We start from the raw sequence: 15,500 nt of genomic DNA on the forward strand, positions 1-15,500 counted from the left end.
GTTTGAAATGCCACAAGATGAAAATATGGTCAGTGAATTAGGCGCAGGCATACTCAAAATACAGGACAAGGAAATCCGCAAAGCCGTTCACAAGGCTGTTCATTCCCTTTTTAGGCAAATCGAGAGTGAGCCCACGATCGTTGGAGTAGCGTTTGACGGCAAGCATGGTGCAGAAGAACAGGCCGGCACCTTAACTGAGGTGGGGGCATGGCTGTTCCACAGGAGGCAGGAAGATGAGCACTCCGGCGACTTGTCCGGTGACCCCGGAAGCACTTAATGGATATATCCAAGACGCAGCCAAAGCGGCTGGATATTCCCAGGGTTTCGGCGTCAAGGGTTGCGATCTAAAACAGCCTTTCTGGTGGGCTGGTTACTGCCGCCAGAGCTTGGATGCGCAAGGCTTGAATAACAGATTACCTGAATATTTACTTAGTTTAGCCAAAATGGCGAAAGCCCAAGGTGCGATAGTTCCATTAGAATATGTGCTGTATGATCACGTATCAGGTGAACATCTCGACCGCCCGGCGATGCAATTCCTACGGCACGATCTTGTTGACCACGGTAAGGTGCTAGGGATATTCTTTGCCGACCTGAGGTGCCTGTCCCGCGAGCCCGCGCCGCAGCAAGTCTTTGAACGTGAATGCGAAATTCGCGGCATAAAACTAATCTTCGGCGATGCTCCGTCCGGTATGGACACCGCGTCCCAGTTCGTACGTTCAGCACTCACCTACAGTAATAAATTAACTAGGTTGGCAACACATAACAACGCTCGAGCCGGCAACATCGGGCGGGTTCTCAAGGGCTTAGTACCAGCCTGCAAGGCTCCGTACGGTTACAGGTACCGCCGCGACGCTGAAATCACCAGCGCTGGCAAAATACTTATCAAGAAAGCATGGTGGGAAATCGATAATCTGGATGAAAACTCCGAGATTATCGAGCATAGCCCAGCCTGGGTTGTGCAGGCGATTTTCAGGTGGACCGGGCGGGAAAACCGGACAACCCATTGGGTGGCAAAAACACTCAACGAAATTGGAATTCCCAAACCGGGAGGAGGGGTCTGGAGGCCAAACACAGTGTGTGGCCTGTTGGGTAATCGTTGCTACACGGGTCAGCACTTCTACAACGCCGCCTCCATGGTGCCCAATCCGGCGCGTCCGCTGGGTGATGTCACTGGCAAAGTCAGAAGAACCATTTTGCGGCCAAAGCCAAAAGAGGAATGGATAGAGTTCTCAGTACCCCAGATAATCACTCAGGATTTATGGCAAAGTGCGATGGATACAGTCGCAAAAAGAGGTAGGGGAAGGGGTAAACAGGGTAAGGCTATTCAGGCTTTGTTACGGGGGCGGATCTTTTGCCCAGTATGTTCTCTTCCAATGGTGGTCAGACGCGACGGGCGGGATCACAAAGTCTTTTACCATTGCACCCGCCGATACCGGGCTTGGGATGAGAAAAACGCCTGCAGCAACCGAAAATTCATTCCCGGAAGCTGGGACGAGTCGGTTTGGGATATTGTGTATGCTCTTCTGTGGGATGATGTTTGGCTCGAGCAACAGGTTGAAGTGGAACGATCCAATCACCAGGCTTCAACAAAGTTGATAGATTCGGAACTGCGAAAAATTAACATTATGCGATCAAAAATCGCTAAAGTTCAGGTGGGTTACGAAGAAGGTGTCTACGACGCTGTCGAGGCTAAGAACCGAATCAAAGGTTGCCAAGCAGGGATTCTGGTTGCTGAAAAAGAAATCCAAAAGCTCAGCAGCCAAAATAACGGCGATTGTGTTCTAGGAAGCGTAGAATCGCTAAAACGTCAACTTGAAGAACTGCGGCACATTAATCTAGAGTCAGCCAGTTTTGAAGACAAATTTAACATCATAAGGTTGTTAAATGTTCGGGTATTCCCTTCCGAAGATTTAAAGACGATGAGGATTAAGGTAGGCCTGGATACTCATCAATACGGGGAGGATGGCACTCAAAATGCGTGTGGGAAAGTCCTATATGCCCCACCAAGAATCCCAATACGTAAAACGGTTTCTCTGAATTATTTTACAGCTATCTCCCACTACCCTGAATACAACAATCCCTCCAATGTTTCAGTTGGTATCAGATCTCAACCTATAGATATATAAAAGTAATAATTACGATTTAATAACCATTAATAACATTATATTGACACTGTGCTTACTAAGTGATACCATCAGTACTAAGACCTGTATCCTGGATACTAGTACCTTCCCTTTACGTCGGTCAGACTGAGCGTTGCCGGATACGATCAAAGGCAAACCAATGAAAACGCATCCTAACGACGAGGCTTATTCCTGCCACCCCGAAACAATGGCCACGGTGGAGGCTGTGAATGGATGTCCTGATCTTCAATCCTTCCCAAAAAGATACTGAAACAATAACATCAGTATTCGACAGCTTGTGGCCTGGGTCGTGTACCAAGGTGGCTACGACAACCGAACATGCCCTCTCAGTATTTGAGAAATCTCGTTTCGATCTCGTCATAATCGTCGTTAATCTTCGAGACATATGTTTTGATTTAGTTAAAGATCTGAGACGGTTCTCAGATGTACCGGTGGTGGTGATAGATGGCAATCCCAACGAATATGCGTTAATGAAGTTTATCGATCTAGGTGCTGATGACTATCTCGTGAGTCCATTCAAACCGTTGGAACTGCTATATCACTGTAAGGCAATAGTACGCCGGGCATTCGGGATGGACTCAGATAACGAACCTCTCGAGGTTGGCCTGCTAAGACTTGACGCCCTGCTACACCGAGCGGAGATGGGCGGTCAACAAATCCCGCTATCACGTACAGAAAGTATCGTCCTAAGCCATTTGATGAAAAATGCCGGGCGGGTGGTCAGCCACAACAGTTTGGCACGAGCTATATGGGGTGATGAAACTGTTGAAGCTAACGGTACGATTCGAACATACATTGAACGCCTCCGAAAAAAGCTCGGTGATAATCCCAGGAATCCATCTTTAATCTTGACTGAAACAGGGTATGGCTATAGACTGGCTAAACCCTTCAAGCTCCATCTCAATCCTGTTTTGTCACTAATTGTCACGGTTATTAACATGATTGCTGCGTTACCCCTCTTTTCAGTCATAGATTGCGACGCTCTTTAGACGGGATCTGTTACCCCGATGGATTAATATTTATCCAGGCTGAAAAATCTTCCATTTTTCGATTTAGAAGCTTGGTGGAAAAATGAAGGCATTGCTGGTTGAATCTGAGCAAAAGACCGCCGAAATTCTCGGCTCCACTCTTAGATTACCTTTTCCCGATATTGACCTAATCTGTTCTGACAAAGGTGAGCCAGGACTAGATTTGTTGTTCAAGGAAATTTTTGATTTTGCGATCATCGATCTGAAATTAGCGGATATTTCCGGGTTTGAATTCCTAAAACGAATGAGATTATTTTCTCAAGTCCCTGTTTTGGCAATTCAATCCGGGCTGGAAGACATAGACCTAGTGCGAGCGATCGACTACGGGGCCGACGACTGCCTGCCAAAACCGGTGAATCCAATAATTCTTATCGCAAGGGCAAAAGCCTTGATCAGGCGTGTCAACGGCTTTCTGAACCGGGAAGAAACAGTCGCTGGAATGCTCCGTCTCGATTCGCTTATCCATAAAGCCTATTTCAAAGGCCAAGAAATATACCTAACCCGTACAGAAAATATCGTTTTACACCACCTGATGAACAATGCCGGGCATGTCGCTTCTTACCGGAGCCTCGCGTGTCAACTCTGGGGCGACGATTATCCCGGTTCCAATAAGGCCATCCGTAAATGCATCGATCGATTAAAAGTGAAACTCGGCACCGTCGCAGCCTCTCCCGAGTTGATAAATGAAAGAGGCGTCGGTTTTCGGCTAGTCCCCTGATAGAAAGCCAGACATTGTAGATCTGACCCGGGAAGGGTCTTTTTTTATTGCTTTTTTGTCGCTCTCCGTCGTTATCGAGGCATCAAATTGTCCCTTTAAGTCGTCTGTTTCGGGCGTTTCATTCTCTAAACTACAAGTAAAAAGGTTGTTGCAGTGCAAATTTTATGTGTAGGAGGCGATTCCACAACTCTTCAAGAGATTACCTGCATTTTGAAATACGACACCGGAATTTTATTCCAAAATTGCAGTCTTTCCAATATCGAAAATGCCCAATATTTTTCAAATGACCTCCCCATTTTGATCCTATTGGATCTGGAGACTCTTGGCATTGCGAACCTGAAAAAAATCCTGGCTCTGATCCACGATCGAATTTGTACGATTATCCTGGCTGACAGTTCCATCGACCCAAAATTGTTGCTTAATGCACTTGATTCAGGAGCCAGCGATTATCTGTTCAAACCAATAAACAAATCAGAATTATTGCAGTTGATTAAACACCGAAAAGAGGAGGAACGCCGTGCCGATCGAATTGATAATCTTCTTTCTAATGATCGTAGTGTCTTTGATTGCGGCTAGGAAGATCCGCACTTCCCATTACTAAAACCTGTAACAGGTCTAATAAGTACAGGTGAAAAAACGGCGAGATTGTGCCGGAGGACGGAGGGCAACAGTGAAATATTTCGCGAGTGGTAAGCAGACAGTTTATCCGGAGGATTATAAGACAAAAGTCGAATTCTTGCGCAAGTCGCAAGAATGGCTCAAGCGAAAAGAAGCAGAAGGGATAGTAGAGAGCGCATACAGTTTCACAGCCGGCGGCGGGTTCATCGTCTTTGACGTCAGTTCACACAACGAGTTAGTGGAGAACTTGATCGATTTTCCGATGTATTGCCTGTGCGAGTTCACTGTCCAACCCCTTGTCACGTTTCATGACAATGCGGATTTCATTATCAATGAATTCAGAAAGTGTGGAGCCTACCGTGAAGAGAACCCCGACGAATATCTATCACATTGCGTATACGCCTGACACGAATGAAGTCTGCCTGTTTTTTTGGGGCTGCAACCTGGAATGCCGCGGCTGCTATTGCCGTCGGCGCATCTACAGCCCGATGCTTCAAGATTTCAACCATGATGGACCTAACGTCCTCAAGGACCCAACGAGGTTGGCGGAGCCACCAAACAAATTCTTAACGCTTGAGGAAGTTATGGAGATTCTGGATCCCTTCGAACTCAAACAGGTTGTTCTCGAAGGCCAAGAAGCCGGGCTCGATCCTGCTTACCCACTAGTGGCAGAGGCTTTGCATAATCGATTCGGCTCCAACAACGTACTACTCACAAACGGATATCAATTGCCCGATCTGACCCACACCGACAAAGTCGAATTCGGTATCAAAGCCATTTCGGAGACCCTCAATATTCACTATACCGGCAGATCCAACAAGCCTGTGCTTGAGAACCTCATAAAAACATATCGTATGGGAAAAAAGATCATCGTCGAGTCAGTGCTTATCCCGGAATATATCGGCGTTGAAGAAATCGAGCGGATAGCCCGGTTCGTGGCGAGCGTGAGCAATGAGATTCCTTTCATTATCCTGCCGTACTTTAAGTCCGGAGAAAATCCCTGGCGCAGGCCGACTAAACAGGAATTGGAAAGCGCCGCATTGGCCGCAAAGCAACACTTAAGCACGGTTTATCACTTCACCGGGGAAGAGAAGCTTGAATGGAAGGTCGAAAGCTTATTCCCACCTGGTTTAGGACGAGCGGACCTAGAATATCTGCCTGTTCTAAAGTCAATGGACGAACGCAGAGAACTGGTCGGAGTCTGAAGGAGGGTTAATGTATTTGGCTTTCAGGAGAGACTGAATGACATCGGAAAGAGACCGAGGAGAAAAACGAAAGGAAGAAAAAATAGGATGTCAAAGTTCCACAGCAATGTAAGTCGTCGCGATTTTATGAAGATCCTCGGTATGAGTAGTGTCGGAATAGGAGGTGCGGCGCTGGTTGCACCGGTGTTCCACGATCTAGATGAAATGATGTCATCCACCTCCGCTATCCAGAAACGGCCCTGGTACGTTAAAGAAAGGCCGCTAATGAATCCAACGGTTGAAATCGACTGGGGCATGATGAACCGCTTCGACAGACGCAATAATGCCCAGGTTGCTCATTCCCAGGCAGTTTACTATGGCAGGGACAGGGTATTAGCCATGGCCGCCAAAGGGGCTGCGGTTGTCGAGAACCTAAAGAAAACCCAAGGGAAAAACTATTCGCTCAGGTTCCAGGCATTAGGGAATGGATTAACCCCAGGTTCGAGCGCATCCCAAGCCTGGGAAGGTCTCGCTACTCCCAAAAAAGGCATTACCCCTGCTGAGACTGGGCTCCCCAAATGGAATGGCACCCCTGAGGAAAACAGCAAGGTTCTTACAGCTGCGCTAAGGTATTTCGGCTCTGCGCTAAATGGTTATGCAGAGCTCGATAATACTTGGCGAACAAAATTGGTGCTTACTTACACACGCGGTTCAATAAGTGGGACTAACTATATCGATTCCCCCTGGCCACCTCCGGACACCGCTTCTAAACCGACAGTATTCGAGAATGTCGATCGAGGTTATGCGACTTCAAACAAACAGGTCATCCCGAACAAAAATATGTGGGTTATCCATGTTGACACCATCGAATCTCAGTCGATCATAAAACTTGGTCAGCCGCAAGAGTGGCAGGCTAATGACTCACAATTAACACGGCACGTCGGTCTTGAACCATCCATGATCAACTTCCTTAAGGCGCTTGGCGATTATCAAGTGCTCGATTCGTACAACCACGGAGGTTCTACACTGAACTGGGGTGCCACCGCCGTCCTCACGGGGACCGGCGAACAGTCCAGGCAGGATGGTTACACGTTGACTCCCGAGTTTGCCTGCAATCATAATCCAGGTACCAGCTACACCGACTTCCCCCTTGCCCCGACTAATCCCATCGATGCCGGCATGTGGAAGTTCTGCGCCTCATGCGGCAAGTGCGCAATTACTTGCCCATCGGGATCTATCTCCTCAGACAAACAACCTTCATGGGAGATACCTCCCGTCAATGGCAAGGAGGATGTATCTCACAATAAAGGTGTCAAAGCCTTTTGGTCCAACATGTTCACGTGCCGTATCTGGTCGGCTGAAAATACTACCATGCATGGCTGTGGCATCTGTCACGGCGAATGCATGTTTGCCCAGGACTCAGCGGCCATGGTGCATACCGTAATCAAATCAACCATTCCTACCATCGGTATCTTCAACAGTTTCTTCGCCAAAATGGGTGAGCAGTTTGGTTATGGTAATTTCGCGGATTCTGAATCATGGTGGGATATGTCGTTGCCAGTTTACGGTATCGACACGGCGAGAGTGGCGTATACCAGTCGCAAACCTTTCTAATCTCACTAGATTCTCGGTGCGCCGGGGGAGTTTCAAACTCCCCCGGATTGTAACACTGCGCAGATAGATTTCGGAGCCTAAATTTGATAATTAATTCAAAAGAAGCTGGTCAAACAAATATACTCAAGGATCCATCAAACTTCTTTGAGTGCCGCATACCATTTCTATTAGATCCCTTTGAAGACTTCCAGCGAGATTGGACGGTTTTCATCGATTTAAGGAAACACACGAACGTTTTAGTGGGTGTTTGAGATGAAGATCCTTTTAAGCATCCCATTGCGTGATGGGATGTACACCAAGTTCCCTGACGAACTGCTGTCCATCGCGGCGGTGCTTGAGAAGAACGGTCATCACGTGATGCTCCATGATGCCAATCTTGGAGACAGGACCGCCGAATCGTTCAGGGATTTTGGTCCTGATATTGTGGGTTTTTCGGTATCCACAGGCTGCGTTGCCGATTCGATCAAAAAGGCTATTGATTTCAAGAAGACCTTCCCGGGAATCAAGACTGTGTGGGGTTTCCGCCATCCTTCTGCTTTACCGGAGCAGACTCTAGCTGAAGAGTATGTCGATTACGTCATCATCGGCGCCGGGGAGTATACCCTCCTTGAACTGGCAGAATATCTCGAAAAAGGCACGGGTTCCCTTGCCGAGATCAAAGGACTGGCATGGAAAAACGGCAACGACATCGTCATCAATGAACCCCGAGCGTTCCTCAATGACCTTGACGAGTTGCCTGATCCGGCCTGGCACATGGTACACCCGAAAAAATACTGGGACGTCTCGATCATTACCAGCCGTGGCTGCCCCTTCTCCTGCACCTTCTGTTCCGATGCAACATTCTACAAGGGGAATGTGAGCGACCTGTCTGCGGAACGCATCGCCTCCCAGTCAGAACGCCTGCGCAGGGAATTCGGAATCAACTACATTATGTACACCGGTGATAACTTCGGGATCAACAAGGAGCGGCTGCACGAGTTTTGCCGCATTATGATCAAGAAGAAACTGAAGCTCAAGTGGAATTGCCAGATCTCAGGCTATGTGACTGAAGAAGACGCAAGGCTCATGGCTAAGGCGGGTTGCACCGCGGTCATTCTGGGTACCGAGAGCGGCAGCCAGAAGATACTTGACCTTCTGACCAAGGGCAATGTCCAGGAGTTTGAGAAGACCTTCTGGAACCTGGTCAGGCAGCGCATCATCCCGACTCTCTTCATCCAGTACGCCTTCCCCACCGAGACGGCCGAAGATTTCAAAGAGACTCTTGAGTTCATTAAACGATTGGACAATCCGCCCTATCTCTTCATGAAGTTTGTGCCTTACCCCAAGACGGTTCTTTTTGATCGTTGCGCCAAAGACAAACTCATATCAGTACCTGAGAAACTGGCAGACTGGTCCGGGTTCCAGCTGCACTATGCTACCCAGGGCAACCTCTCGGCAATACCACAGCGCTTAATGGACGATACCCTATCCAGGTTTAGGGCGACTTTTGCTTCGAGGCGCCTTTTCTTCATGCTGCGTCACAACCCAGTTTATTTCATCAATGCCGTTAGAGAACCAAAGCAATTTTTCAGTTCGCTCCTTTACCTCATAAAGAACTTCCTGAACGCTTTGTTCGATGGTTCTAACGGAAAGGAATCTTGGCTAGTTAAACTGAGAAGGATCTTAGAAATGACGCCGAGTTTGGAGCTACAAAAGAATAACGTGAACATCAATTTAAGTAATTAAGTCCGGAAGGAAAGAGTAAAAGCAATGTGCAGTTACCTGGGGACTGAGCTAATGGACAACGATAGCGCAAAATCATTTTTTCGAATAACAGGAGTTCGGAGAGCAATCAATCTAGACAGAATAATTGGGGAAGTATTGAACCTTTTCCAAAGTACTATCAAATGCTTAACAAGCTTGTTCTAATACGGCCCAGGATGTCCCGCAAACCCAGCTTTGGCTGCCCAAGCCACGTTAGCTTTTAACCAACCTTCAGGGGTTCCTGCATCGTATCGTGTGCCCTCGAATTTGCATGCATAAACCGGTTGGGTTTTTAGCAACTGCTTGATAGCATCGGTAAGCTGTATCTCGCCACCCTTGCCAGCCTTGACGACGGCTATGGTGTCGAAAATCTCCGGCATCAGAATGTATCTGCCGACGATAGCAAGGTTCGAAGGGGCATCCTCGGGACGAGGTTTTTCGACCAGATCTTTTACCCTGTAAATGCCTTCCTCAAGGCCTTCAGCATCGATAATCCCGTACCTGTTAGTGTCTCCGGGTTTACACTCCTCGACAAGGAGAATGTTGCCGGGATGCCTTTCGTAAACATCGATCATTTGCAGAAGGACGGGGATGGCCGAATCGATAATGTCGTCTGGCAATATAGCGGCGAAGGGCTGACGCCCGATGGCATCCCGGGCGGCGCCAATGGCGTGTCCCAGACCTAAGGGAGCGGACTGGAAGACGTGACTGAACTTATCGGCTCTAGGCAGAGAATGCAGGTCCCGAAGGCCGGAGCTGTCGCCTTTGCCTGCCAGAAATGTTTCGAGTTTCGGCGAGGGAAGAAAGTAATCGACGATCATTTCCTTGCCCTGCGAAATCACGAATATGATGTCGCGAACGTCCGAAGCAATAATTTCATCGACAATGTACTGGATCAGCGGTTTGGATAGCAGGGGAAGCATTTCCTTGGGGATGCTCTTGGTGATGGGCAGGAACCGGGTGCCGTACCCCGCGGCAACAATCACGGCTTTTTTCACCGGGATGTTCAAAAAATCCTCCGGAGAGGCAAAGTCCACTAATTATAATGGAGGAAGAACCCAGACGCGAAATTGGCGCAAAGATCCTCCGGCACGGAATTGAATCCGTGCCGGAGGATTCTGATTGATGAATATCGAAAGGCCTGGGCCGGTTTGCAGCTTAAGTTAGCTTCTTAGCAGCTTGGCCGACCTTCTTTTGAGCCTTGGCAACCGTTTTCTTCGCCTTGACCGCAGTTTTTGCGGCGCTTTTTTCGGCTTTAGCCATGGAACCCTGGATTTTTCCGACGGTCTCCTGGGCTTTGCCAACCACCTGTTCACCCTTGCCTTCAAATTCCAGAGGTTTGCTGCCGATAACTTTGCCGGCGGTTTCGTGGACCTTGCCCTTAGCCTGCATCATTTTTCCCTTGACTTCATTCTTTTCCATGATCAATTCCTCCATTTTTGATACGCAATTCATTTATACACCCAAATTCGGCGAGCACAAAACAAACCGAGTATTGTCTTCAGATAAAAAAACTGGTGGGCATTTGCCCACCAGTTTCAGTAGTACGTAAACGTGATTTCTATCTGGGGCTTCGTAAAATGCGGATAGCCTGAATGGCGGGGATCATGATGATGAAGACGAACATAATGATAATGAGCGCTTTATTATCGCTGACCGTGTCGATGATTCCGACTTTGATCAGGGCGGCTACTACCGCGATATAGAGAGCGACTGATGTAACCGTTTCAACTCCGATTATCCAGCGGGGAATATAGTCAAATGCCGTCGAAATAGCCACCAGAAAGCCTATTACGATGAAAATCAGCCCTGCCAGAAGGGCAAAAGCTCCATAAGTCTGATCCGAAGCAACCACCAGAGCCCCACCGACAGCAACATAAGCGATGGACTGTGTCACCCGGCTGAATATGTTCTCTCTCATAGGGCCTCCTATTTGGGGATTATAGTACCATGTGAATACATTCAAGTCTATAATTTTAATCGGAAAATTAGACAAAACGGTGTGATGACTCAAGCTCGACGCCAAGCCTCGAAAGGAAAAAATTGAAGAGTTGATCCGGGGACTGTTAGAATTATCAGGCAGTTTTAAGATCGGGGAAAGCGATTGAGCGATTCGTTTGAAAGCATGCAACAAGCCCTGACTTTATGGACCAACATTGCCCATAAACTATGGGAGGCCAAATCGACATTATTGCCTAAGAATTACGATCACAGTCACGGCGAGGACGGAGATTCACCGGTCTTTTCGAAAGAGATACTAGCTGTCTACGACGGACTTGATGCCCTCTACATGGAAGCTGAAAGAAAGAAGAGGGAAATTCTGGCCTGCATTGCTACCGTTCAATCCGGGCGATAAACCCGGCACACTTCGCCGATAACTGGGCTCTCAAGCTCTAGAAACCTCGAGTTGGGCTATCAGCCTATCAGTTCTTCAAGTAATTGGAGAGTGCGGTCAGTTGTTCCGGAGTCAGGTGTAAACCGGCCCGATGGAATGCGATCAAAGTGGAGAGTTGATCTACCGTGCTGTTAGCTATCGTGGAGTTTGCCGCGGTAATGCCTTTCCCATATACAGTCCCCGTCCTGTCATCGGCATGACATCTGGCGCAGTTGTTGGTGTAGAGTTCGAGCCCGGTCACGCCGGCTGTGTTTGCGGGGGTGTCGGTGGTTTTCGTCGCCGCTTCGCTGCCATTTCCGCAACCGGTCACAGTTGCCAATACAATAACGGTCAGCAAAGTGTATATCGCGGCACCCTTCAACAGCTTCTTCATCGTCCAGTTATTCCTTTTCATAATGATGATGTGATTTTAAGAAACGTAATGGAATTTTTATCATAAATGGAACTGGGGGTTCAACCCTGGGGTGGATAACCTGAAATTGGAGAAGACGATCGTACTGGGGGAGGTGATTACCAGAACATAAGAAAACACACGCACATTTCCAATTGGCCTAGAGAAATACACGCTTAGCAAGCGCTAAAATACGCAATACGCGTGTTTTAAGCGCTCAATTGAACATTTATATTGGTTGCAAAAATGTTGCTGCAGATTTGGAAGTGGGGTGATTGATGTCTTTGTGATAAAAAATGCTACCTCCAAATCCAGCTTCCTTTACTCTGAGAATCAAAAAATCAGGCTTAATGTGTTTCAAATGAGAATAATCAGAAAGAGTGTCGCAAACATGATGGATAAATTTGCTTGGTTGGCCGCCCTTAAACACAGAAAAAGCTATCTTATCAATCCCTGAGTGGTCAAGAGCTTCAAAAATATGCTTGTCTTGATCGCTGGCAGACCAACCATAAAACACTATGTTTCCTTTAATTTGCTTCAAATCATTGTAAACTGACCCCAAGTAATGGCTTCTTTTAATTGAACGCAGTTTATCTGTCGATGATCCTTCGCTCACAAAAACTGGTATATGATCGGATTCGACCCAGTGTCGAAGAACATTTTCTAACAGGGATACTCCGTCTCTTGAAACTTTCTGCTCATCACCAAATATGCTTCGTGAAATGGCCAAATTTCCGTGAGGATAAAATACCAGGACGACTTTTTCTTCATCTTCACCTCTTGTTTGACGAAGAAAATCATAGTCGGTTTCGAAAAGTCCGACGTCCTCACGGGAAAGAGTATGTAATGCCAGGTACATTAAGGCAGATTGGCTTGAAGGTGTTGTTTGGGATAAGGTCAAGGAAGTGTTGAGCCAGCCTGAACTATTGCTTGCTGAACTACGCAAGCAAACCGAAGTCGAAAATGAAGCCCTTACGTCTGGTGATCTGGACAAGGATATAAGAGAAATATCCCGAAGGCTCAAAGGTTATGCCGGACAGGAACGTAGGCTAATGAACGCTCTGAGGATGGAAGTAGCTACTCCTGACGTTATTCTGGACGAACTAAATCAAATGAAGCGGGAAAGAGCGGCTGACGAAAACCGTCTCGCCAGTCTCAACGATATGAAGGAACACATCTTAAAGACTATCGATCTCGAAACCAAACTCAAAGAACTAAGCTCGCTTGTCGTTGGGGATTTAGATAATTGCACGGCTGCGGACAAGAAAGAAGCCTTCACCTATTTAGACCTCAAGGTAAAGGCTTCTCCTGAAAGCGTTGATATCAAGGGTTACGTTGATCTAAAGCTAATCACCACTGGACAAACATCGGGATGTCTGATTCAAAGGACGTACGAATGGCCTACCGGAAATGAGACAATTGACCTATTTGATAAGTGATAACACTAACCGGGTAAGGGCACAGAGACGTTAACGCTAGTACCTTTTCCAATTATTGATTCAATGTTACATTCACCACCAACTAAGGTCGCGCGTTCTCGCATTGCCAATAGTCCGGTAGAACGGTTCACCCTAATTGAGTCAATATCAAAGCCTTGTCCTCGATCCTTGACACTTAGGAACAATTGACCATCAAGTCTCAATAACCGCACCCATGCCTCTTTGGTTTCCCCGTGGCGCATGATATTAGTTAGCGATTCCTGAACGATACGATATATGGTGATACGAACCTCCGGTGAAAATTGGACTATGTCCTGCGATTCGAAATGAACTTTCAGCCCCGCCTGAGAATTCAGATTATCAAATAGTGATTCTAATGCTGGGATGAGACCTAGTTCGTCTAAACCACCAGGTCTAAGAGACATCGACAGATTCCGTACTTGCCGTACGACTTCATTGACCGCGTCCGAGAGTTCGCCGAAGACTGGTTTAAGTTCTTCTGGTGCTTTTACTTTAGCCCTTCCTAACATCAGTTTGAGCACCGTGAGATTTTGCCCTACCTCGTCATGAAGTTCACGAGCTACAGACCGGCGCTCTTCTTCTTGGGCATTTAAAAGCCGTTTTGATAGGGAACGTAATGATTCTGCATCTCGTGACCGATATTCCAATTGCTCAACCAGTTTCGCGTTTGTTGACGACAGTTCTTTGGTTTGTTCTTTGATCCGATCTTCTAATTGGGCATTTAGTTTCTTGAGCGCCTTCTGAATACTGGCAACCTTTTTTTTGGCTTTTATTGTGTCCGTAATGTCACGGATGTTGCATTGTATGACCCTATCTCCGTCCACCATGTAAACATTGCTGACAAACTCAACCTGGGATAACCGCCCTTCTTTGGTTACCAGAGGCAAGTTTGTGTATCTGACGTATTTCTTGGATTGGAGCGTAGCATATGCCTGCTGGCTCGCAGCGACATCTTTGAAGGCTCCGATTTCCCACAGCTTTTTACCTATGATTTCTTCCTTGGAATAACCGAGGATCCGTAACAGGAATGGGTTCACTTCTGTGATGTTGCCGCTATCGCCATCTAAAATGAGAATTCCGTCCTGCGCTGTTTCGAACAAGCGACGGTAGCGAAGTTCCGACACTTCGAGGTTATGTTGTTTTTGTTGTTTGCTATCCAACCGATTTCTTCTTGATCGGGTATTTCAATTATCGGGCGATTAGAATGAGGTTACAAATACACATTTTATCCTTTTATTTTCACGACTGCAATTGCTTTAGTGTTTTTGTGAAAAAACGGACTCCTTGGTTTGTCCTTGTTTTTGAAATTTGAACCTATTTATGGTGTTGGCGACCCCCCTGTTAGTGAGTGAGGGGGTTAACCTAGCGATTGGATGAATGAGATAGTTAACAAAACGATTCCGATTATCGGAATGATCGGCAACTCATCCAATTTAATGGTGCGTATGACTTTAGCTTCATGCTTGGGGTTCCTATCTCCTGCAGCGTCCAAGATTAACCGAGCACTTTTTTTCACATAAGGGTCGTACTCTTTGTAGAGCTTAAATCTATATTTATTTACTGAGTTGTGGAATGCATTCAGAGTTAGAGTAATCACCCAAATTATTTTTAACAGAGTGCTTATCACTAGGGTTAAAGCACCAAATATTGTTAAGACTATAAGTACCCCGAGCCAGAATATTATTTCCTTGACAGGATTGCCTTTGACCCAGCTATCATGCTTCTTGACTAATGAAGTAACCGGATACATGAAGCTCATTCCTAATACTGCGTCAAGATTCGATACCTTTCGAACTATATCAAAAGCAATTAGAAGAGTTCCTATATATGCCAAAGTACTTTCAAACATACTTTCTCCCCATTTTGGTCGACCTTTTTTGACCTTTGTGCGCCCCAACGGTAGTCAACGGGTTTCTATTTTGGGGAAAGCCCTAGTTCTTTGTACATCAGATGCCGGATAAGGACGGTATAGGGCAGCCCCTTCTTGGCTGCCTTCTCTTTGAACTTCGCCAAAAGTTCGTCCTGGACTCGGACAGTAACCGGAGTAGTGCTGCGGCCTTTTGTCATGGAATCTCCTTATTGTATTACACTATACGCCAAACGTGGAGACCGAGTCCACAAAACAGGCACTCCCTTGAAATATGCGCCTAGTGTCAAGGTGTTTATACGTAAACCCGTCCTATTTAGCTTTATTCTTCTAATATG

19 protein-coding genes are annotated in these 15,500 nt (G+C 46.9%); 11 read left to right on the forward strand and 8 right to left on the reverse strand.

Annotation, left to right across the window (positions count from 1 at the left end; genetic code table 11):
- The first annotated feature begins 7 nt into the window (after positions 1 to 7).
- The 9 genes from HX448_RS02415 to HX448_RS02455 all read left to right on the forward strand — a co-directional run bounded on the left by HX448_RS02415 (position 8) and on the right by HX448_RS02455 (position 9,031).
- Entirely contained in the window at positions 8 to 277 is a 270-nt protein-coding gene (locus HX448_RS02415; RefSeq protein WP_162485962.1) for a hypothetical protein, read from the forward strand.
- Positions 234 to 2,126, forward strand: a complete 1,893-nt coding sequence (locus tag HX448_RS02420) for a recombinase family protein (RefSeq protein ID WP_102330588.1) — start codon at positions 234 to 236, stop codon at positions 2,124 to 2,126. The genes HX448_RS02415 and HX448_RS02420 overlap by 44 nt, the downstream gene beginning before the upstream one ends.
- Before the next feature lie 227 nt (positions 2,127 to 2,353).
- Entirely contained in the window at positions 2,354 to 3,133 is a 780-nt protein-coding gene (locus HX448_RS02425; protein ID WP_102330589.1) for a response regulator transcription factor, read from the forward strand.
- A gap of 82 nt (positions 3,134 to 3,215) precedes the next feature.
- Positions 3,216 to 3,890, forward strand: a complete 675-nt coding sequence (locus HX448_RS02430; RefSeq protein ID WP_102330590.1) for a response regulator transcription factor — start codon at positions 3,216 to 3,218, stop codon at positions 3,888 to 3,890.
- A 210-nt stretch (positions 3,891 to 4,100) separates the two neighbouring features.
- A complete protein-coding gene (locus HX448_RS02435) occupies positions 4,101 to 4,466 on the forward strand; it encodes a response regulator (RefSeq protein WP_162485963.1) in 366 nt (121 codons plus the stop codon).
- A gap of 94 nt (positions 4,467 to 4,560) precedes the next feature.
- Positions 4,561 to 4,914 (forward strand): hypothetical protein, encoded by a 354-nt coding sequence (locus tag HX448_RS02440; RefSeq protein ID WP_102330592.1) that lies wholly within the window; start codon positions 4,561 to 4,563, stop codon positions 4,912 to 4,914.
- Positions 4,868 to 5,713 (forward strand): radical SAM protein, encoded by an 846-nt coding sequence (locus HX448_RS02445; protein WP_162485964.1) that lies wholly within the window; start codon positions 4,868 to 4,870, stop codon positions 5,711 to 5,713. Before HX448_RS02440 ends, HX448_RS02445 begins: the two co-directional genes overlap by 47 nt.
- Before the next feature lie 87 nt (positions 5,714 to 5,800).
- Positions 5,801 to 7,306, forward strand: a complete 1,506-nt coding sequence (locus HX448_RS02450; RefSeq protein ID WP_102330594.1) for a reductive dehalogenase — start codon at positions 5,801 to 5,803, stop codon at positions 7,304 to 7,306.
- Positions 7,307 to 7,558: 252 nt separating this feature from the next.
- A complete protein-coding gene (locus HX448_RS02455) occupies positions 7,559 to 9,031 on the forward strand; it encodes a B12-binding domain-containing radical SAM protein (RefSeq protein WP_102330595.1) in 1,473 nt (490 codons plus the stop codon).
- 179 nt (positions 9,032 to 9,210) lie between these two features.
- Here the strand turns inward: HX448_RS02455 and HX448_RS02460 are convergent, their stop codons facing one another.
- From HX448_RS02460 to HX448_RS02470, 3 genes are all read right to left on the reverse strand, one after another.
- Entirely contained in the window at positions 9,211 to 10,059 is an 849-nt protein-coding gene (locus HX448_RS02460; RefSeq protein WP_226846814.1) for a UTP--glucose-1-phosphate uridylyltransferase, read from the reverse strand.
- Positions 10,060 to 10,207: 148 nt separating this feature from the next.
- On the reverse strand, positions 10,208 to 10,471 hold the full coding sequence (locus HX448_RS02465) for a CsbD family protein (RefSeq protein WP_102330826.1): 264 nt from the start codon (positions 10,469 to 10,471) through the stop codon (positions 10,208 to 10,210).
- 139 nt (positions 10,472 to 10,610) lie between these two features.
- Positions 10,611 to 10,970: a hypothetical protein gene (locus tag HX448_RS02470; protein ID WP_102330596.1), complete on the reverse strand. Its 360-nt coding sequence runs from the start codon at positions 10,968 to 10,970 to the stop codon at positions 10,611 to 10,613.
- Between the two features lie 183 nt (positions 10,971 to 11,153).
- On the opposite strand from HX448_RS02470, the gene HX448_RS02475 reads away from it, so the two are divergent.
- Complete coding sequence (locus tag HX448_RS02475; RefSeq protein WP_102330597.1) at positions 11,154 to 11,405, forward strand: hypothetical protein; 252 nt, start codon at positions 11,154 to 11,156, stop codon at positions 11,403 to 11,405.
- A 67-nt stretch (positions 11,406 to 11,472) separates the two neighbouring features.
- On the opposite strand, the gene HX448_RS02480 is transcribed toward HX448_RS02475, so the two are convergent.
- Positions 11,473 to 11,817 carry a c-type cytochrome gene (locus HX448_RS02480; protein WP_102330598.1) on the reverse strand — a complete coding sequence of 115 codons (345 nt, stop codon included), beginning with the start codon at positions 11,815 to 11,817 and terminating at the stop codon, positions 11,473 to 11,475.
- A 247-nt stretch (positions 11,818 to 12,064) separates the two neighbouring features.
- Positions 12,065 to 12,736 (reverse strand): DUF4917 family protein, encoded by a 672-nt coding sequence (locus tag HX448_RS02485; RefSeq protein ID WP_104201602.1) that lies wholly within the window; start codon positions 12,734 to 12,736, stop codon positions 12,065 to 12,067.
- Positions 12,737 to 12,743: 7 nt separating this feature from the next.
- Between HX448_RS02485 and HX448_RS10435 the strand changes: the two genes are divergently transcribed.
- Positions 12,744 to 13,274, forward strand: coding sequence for a hypothetical protein (locus HX448_RS10435; RefSeq protein ID WP_226846815.1), 531 nt, complete (start codon positions 12,744 to 12,746; stop codon positions 13,272 to 13,274).
- 5 nt (positions 13,275 to 13,279) lie between these two features.
- Here HX448_RS10435 and HX448_RS02495 read toward each other — a convergent pair whose 3' ends face one another.
- The 3 genes from HX448_RS02495 to HX448_RS02505 all read right to left on the reverse strand — a co-directional run bounded on the left by HX448_RS02495 (position 13,280) and on the right by HX448_RS02505 (position 15,362).
- Positions 13,280 to 14,455 carry a PAS domain-containing sensor histidine kinase gene (locus HX448_RS02495; RefSeq protein WP_102330600.1) on the reverse strand — a complete coding sequence of 392 codons (1,176 nt, stop codon included), beginning with the start codon at positions 14,453 to 14,455 and terminating at the stop codon, positions 13,280 to 13,282.
- Between the two features lie 197 nt (positions 14,456 to 14,652).
- The gene (locus HX448_RS02500) at positions 14,653 to 15,144 is read right to left on the reverse strand and encodes a hypothetical protein (protein ID WP_102330601.1); all 492 of its coding nucleotides are present in this window, start codon (positions 15,142 to 15,144) and stop codon (positions 14,653 to 14,655) included.
- Between the two features lie 65 nt (positions 15,145 to 15,209).
- Positions 15,210 to 15,362 carry a hypothetical protein gene (locus tag HX448_RS02505; RefSeq protein ID WP_162485965.1) on the reverse strand — a complete coding sequence of 51 codons (153 nt, stop codon included), beginning with the start codon at positions 15,360 to 15,362 and terminating at the stop codon, positions 15,210 to 15,212.
- Between the last annotated feature and the right edge of the window lie 138 nt (positions 15,363 to 15,500).

Origin of the sequence: Dehalogenimonas etheniformans (assembly GCF_014672715.2) — a bacterium.
Taxonomy (GTDB): domain Bacteria; phylum Chloroflexota; class Dehalococcoidia; order Dehalococcoidales; family Dehalococcoidaceae; genus Dehalogenimonas; species Dehalogenimonas etheniformans.

Bases quoted from the DNA above. Each gene is read 5' to 3' on its own strand.
- HX448_RS02415 (WP_162485962.1), top strand. From the start codon at position 8: ATGCCACAAGATGAAAATATGGTCAGTGAATTAGGCGCAGGCATACTC.
- HX448_RS02420 (WP_102330588.1), top strand. From the start codon at position 234: ATGAGCACTCCGGCGACTTGTCCGGTGACCCCGGAAGCACTTAATGGA.
- HX448_RS02425 (WP_102330589.1), top strand. From the start codon at position 2,354: ATGGATGTCCTGATCTTCAATCCTTCCCAAAAAGATACTGAAACAATA.
- HX448_RS02430 (WP_102330590.1), top strand. From the start codon at position 3,216: ATGAAGGCATTGCTGGTTGAATCTGAGCAAAAGACCGCCGAAATTCTC.
- HX448_RS02450 (WP_102330594.1), top strand. From the start codon at position 5,801: ATGTCAAAGTTCCACAGCAATGTAAGTCGTCGCGATTTTATGAAGATC.
- HX448_RS02455 (WP_102330595.1), top strand. From the start codon at position 7,559: ATGAAGATCCTTTTAAGCATCCCATTGCGTGATGGGATGTACACCAAG.
- HX448_RS02465 (WP_102330826.1), bottom strand. From the start codon at position 10,471: ATGGAAAAGAATGAAGTCAAGGGAAAAATGATGCAGGCTAAGGGCAAG.
- HX448_RS02470 (WP_102330596.1), bottom strand. From the start codon at position 10,970: ATGAGAGAGAACATATTCAGCCGGGTGACACAGTCCATCGCTTATGTT.
- HX448_RS02480 (WP_102330598.1), bottom strand. From the start codon at position 11,817: ATGAAGAAGCTGTTGAAGGGTGCCGCGATATACACTTTGCTGACCGTT.
- HX448_RS02500 (WP_102330601.1), bottom strand. From the start codon at position 15,144: ATGTTTGAAAGTACTTTGGCATATATAGGAACTCTTCTAATTGCTTTT.
- HX448_RS02505 (WP_162485965.1), bottom strand. From the start codon at position 15,362: ATGACAAAAGGCCGCAGCACTACTCCGGTTACTGTCCGAGTCCAGGAC.